Consider the following 266-nt stretch of genomic DNA (forward strand, 5'->3'; position numbering starts at 1 on the left):
ATAAACATTCCATCGGACGCACCATCAGGGCCGGTCCAGGTTCCACCATCATCTTCTCCAGTTAAGTAATCACGAAGATTATAATCTGTAGAATCATCAGAGCAAATTGTCAACGGACTACCTGTTCCTGCATCATTGGCTGTATTGACGGTAACCACTACATCCTCTGAATCAGCAGGACATGGTCCATCTCCGTCAGCATCTACTGTATAGGTATATGTACCTGCAGTATCTGTTCCAGCCATAAACATTCCATCGGAAGCGCC

The 266-nt window shown here is 45.9% G+C and carries 1 protein-coding gene; it reads right to left on the minus strand.

The features are described from left to right. Positions 1 to 266, minus strand: a 266-nt coding sequence (locus ACNKXV_RS14865) for a hypothetical protein (protein ID WP_417908469.1), incomplete at both ends; no start/stop codon positions are given.

Origin of the sequence: Christiangramia aquimixticola (assembly GCF_048285835.1) — a bacterium.
GTDB classification, from domain to species: Bacteria; Bacteroidota; Bacteroidia; order Flavobacteriales; family Flavobacteriaceae; genus Christiangramia; species Christiangramia aquimixticola.